The sequence below is a fragment of the Intrasporangium sp. genome (assembly GCF_036566125.1).
GTDB lineage: Bacteria > Actinomycetota > Actinomycetes > Actinomycetales > Dermatophilaceae > Intrasporangium.
On sequence record NZ_DATCWX010000234.1, the window covers coordinates 1 to 3,721 of the forward strand.

The following is a 3,721-nucleotide window of genomic DNA, read 5'->3' on the forward strand; positions in this document are numbered from 1 at the left end:
GACGGCCGCCGAGGGGATGCTGCCGGGTGAGCGCCTACGACTGCACAAGTCGTATGCCGCTGTGCTCGCTGAGTGCCCAGAGCTCGCTCCCGCCTCGGAGCTGGCGCGCCACGCGGCCGCGAGCGGCGACCTCCCTGCCGCGGTGGCCGCCAGTCGGGCGGCCGCCGAGTCGGCCATAGGGATGGGCGGGCCCCAGGATGCCCTCTTCCACCTCGAGCAGGCGCTGAGCTGGCTCGAGGACGATGATCCCGAGCGTGACGAAGTCGGCATTCGTGCGGCAGAGGCGGCTACGGCGGCTGGCGACACCCTCCGCGCGGTCCGGCTCCTCAAGGACAGCATCGACCACCCCGGGCCGCGGCAGCGACCGGAGATGAGAGCCGAGCTCCTCGCCCGCTACGCCACCCTGTCCCGCATGCTCGATCTGCCGGTCGACGGGCTCGGCCTGACGACCGAGGCCGTGGACCTGCTGCCTCCCGACGAGACGCCGCGTCGGGTCCTCGTCCTCATCGCCCACGTGCAGCAGCTCGTCGACGAGGGCGCGTTCGTCGCCGCGGTGCGCACCGGCGACGAGGTCATTGCGATGGCTGGGAACCTGGCGATGAGCGACTCACTCCTCGAGATCCGCACCATCCTGACGCGGGTCATCGAGGCACAGCAGGACCTCGATGCCGTCGAGGCGTACCTGCGCGGCCTGCTCGACGATGTCGCTGGCACGGACAACCCGATCCAGCTGCGCCTCGCGCACCAGCTGGCCGCGGTGGCGCACCGTCGCGGTGACTTGCGTGCAGCTCTGGACCACTACGACGAAGGCACCCGGATCGCACGCCGCCTCCATCTGGAGTGGGCACCCTGGGGACTGGACTGCCGCCTCCTCAGCGGACTGACCGCCTATGAGCTGGGCGAGTGGGACTCCGTGGCCGGCCGACTGGGCCTTGCATCCAAGTTGACTCCCCAGCCGGCTCGTGCGCTCTTCGAGGCCGCCGGTCTCGCCGTTCCGGTGGGCCGAGGGGAGCCGGTTCCGCCCAGTCGCCTGTCCGCGCTGCGGGAGTGGTGGTACGTCGACGGGATGATCATTGTCCTCACCGTCATGCCGGGGATCGACCTCCTCGGAGACGCTGGTGACCTGGCAGGGACGCTCGAGCTGACGTGCGAGGCAGCACAGGCGCTCGACAAGGTCTGGGCCAAGTACCACGCCAGTGTGCGGATGGCCGCGCTACTGGCCGGACAGGTGGCCACGCTGGCTCCGCGTGCCGACGCCGAGCTGCGCGAGCGCGCCCTCCGGACCGTGGAGGACTTGAAGGCACGCGCCGACCAGCTCATCGCCAAGGTCGTGCGCAAGGCCAAGGGCGCGGACTGGGATCCGACGGATCTCGACGTGCTCCGTGACTCGAGCACCGAGACGTGGGCCTGGGCCAAGCGGCTCGAGGCGGAACGCCTTCGCCTTGCGTGGGCGCTCGGCGAGGAGGCGCCTCCTCCGGCTGAGGACATGGTGCGCGCCTGGCGTGCGGCGGTCGAGGGCTTCGAGCGGCTCGGTCACGGCTTCGAGGCGGCGCGGTCTCGAGCCCGCCTGGCCGCTGCCCTTCATGCCGCGGGGTCACACGCAGAGTCGCGGCTCGTCGCGGACGCTGCCCGTGAGGTGGCCGGGCGCCTTCGCGCCCGCCCGCTCCTGGCCGAGCTCGACGCCTTGTCGCCGCGGGCTCCTCTGGCCGCGACAGCCGTCGAGCTCACCCCTCGCGAGCGGGAGGTCCTCACCTTGGTCGCTCGGGGCCTGTCCAACGGTCAGATCGGCAAGCAGCTCTACATCAGCACCAAGACGGTCAGCGTTCACGTGTCCAACCTGCTGGCCAAGCTCGGCGCGTCCGGGCGCACTGAGGCGGCCGCCATCGCGCGAGACCGAGCCCTGCTGCCCTGAGGGGCTTGACGTACGTCGGGCATTTTGCTCCGTCAAATCCCGGTTTCGCTGCGCACGATGGACAGTCTGAACAGGCTTCGATGGACCGTTTGCGCACCGATTTGTTCCAGGGGCACTCTGGCGGCAGACGACCTGGCGACGAAGCCGGTCCAGTACAGAGAGGGCGCCATGCCAGCCATTGCCGAGCCGTACCGGATCAAGATGGTCGAGCCGATCAGGATGACGAGCCGAGACGAGCGTGAGACCGCGATCCGAGCCGCGGGGTACAACACCTTCCTGTTGCGCAGCGACGACGTCTACATCGACCTGCTCACCGACTCCGGCACGTCCGCCATGAGCGACCGGCAATGGAGCGCCCTGATGCTCGGGGATGAGGCCTATGCGGGTGCCCGCTCCTTCGACCATCTCGTCGAGTCGGTCCAGGAGAGCTACGGCTTCCCCTACGTCTGCCCCACCCACCAGGGCCGAGGGGCCGAGCACCTCATCTCGAAGATCCTCATCGCTCCCGGCCAGCACGTCCCCGGCAACATGTACTTCACGACGACGAGGGTCCATCAGGAGCTCGCCGGTGGCACGTTCCACGACGTCATCATTGACGAGGCCCACGACCCCGGCTCGCAACACCCGTTCAAGGGCAATGTCGACCTGGACAAGTTCCAGGCCCTCATCGACCAGGTGGGCGCTGACAACATCGCCTACATCAACGTGGCGGTGACGGTGAACATGGCCGGTGGACAGCCGGTCTCGATGGCCAACATCCGCGCCGTCCGCGAGATCTGCGACCGCCACGGCATCATCATGTGGTCCGACGCGACCCGGCTTGCCGAGAACGCGTGGTTCATCAAGGAACGCGAGGACGGCTACGCCCACCGGCGCGTCGCCGAGATCGCCAAGGAGATGCTGTCCCACTTCGACGGCATCACCATGTCCGGCAAGAAGGACTGCCTCGTCAACATCGGCGGGTTCCTCGCGATGCGCGACAAGCGCGTCCTCACCAAGGCACGCGAGCTCGTCGTCGTCTACGAAGGCATGCCGACCTACGGGGGCCTGGCCGGCCGCGACCTCGACGCCATGGCAGTCGGCCTACGTGAGGCGCTCGATGACGATTACCTGACCCACCGGATCGGCCAAGTGCGCTACCTCGGGGAGCGCCTGCGCGAGGCAGGGGTGCCGATCGTCGAGCCGATCGGGGGCCACGCCGTCTTCATCGACGCCGCCGCGTTCCTCGACCACCTGTCCCAGGACGAGCTACCGGCACAGACGCTCGCGGCAGAGATCTTCCTGGACTCCGGAGTCCGCACGATGGAGCGCGGGATCGTCTCAGCAGGACGAGACACAGCCGGCAACAACCGCCACCCGAAGCTCGAGCTCGTGCGGCTCACCATCCCGCGCCGGGTGTACACGAACTCGCACATGGACGTCGTCGCCGAATCGGTCATCAGGGTCTTCGAGCGCCGCAAGGACATCCGCGGTCTGCAGTTCGTCTACGAGCCGCCCACCCTGAGGTTCTTCACGTCCCGCTTCGAACCGCTCCCGGCGCCCATCGAAGAGACTGCGACCAAGGAGGTTGTCGAACCGGAGTTCGCGACCGCTGCGCCGTAACACCCAGCCCCCTTGGCTCAGAAGGGTGGTGGGTCGTTCCAGCCGTAGCGTTCGTTCCAGTACGCTGCGCTGGCCTCGCGGTCGCGGTGTTCCTGCCGGGCCGTGTTGGCGCGGCGGGTCGGTGGGGTGTGCTCGGGCGCGTCGGGGTCGTGCAGGGCCTCGGTCCAGGACTTGGGGTAGGTGACGTACTCGCGTCCGGTCAGGGTG

The 3,721-nt window shown here is 68.8% G+C and carries 2 protein-coding genes and 1 pseudogene; 2 read left to right on the forward strand and 1 reads right to left on the reverse strand.

All coding sequences use genetic code 11. The features are described 5' to 3' along the window. The coding region (locus VIR15_RS14285; RefSeq protein WP_331928776.1) for a helix-turn-helix transcriptional regulator at positions 1–1,912 on the forward strand (1,912 nt) is incomplete at its 5' end. A 168-nt stretch (positions 1,913–2,080) separates the two neighbouring features. Further along, the gene (locus VIR15_RS14290; RefSeq protein WP_331928778.1) at positions 2,081–3,514 is read left to right on the forward strand and encodes a tyrosine phenol-lyase; all 1,434 of its coding nucleotides are present in this window, start codon (positions 2,081–2,083) and stop codon (positions 3,512–3,514) included. Between the two features lie 17 nt (positions 3,515–3,531). Here VIR15_RS14290 and VIR15_RS14295 read toward each other — a convergent pair. Beyond that, a pseudogene (locus tag VIR15_RS14295) lies at positions 3,532–3,721 on the reverse strand (HNH endonuclease signature motif containing protein); the annotation flags it as partial.

Bases quoted from the DNA above. Each gene is read 5' to 3' on its own strand.
- VIR15_RS14290 (WP_331928778.1), top strand. From the start codon at position 2,081: ATGCCAGCCATTGCCGAGCCGTACCGGATCAAGATGGTCGAGCCGATC.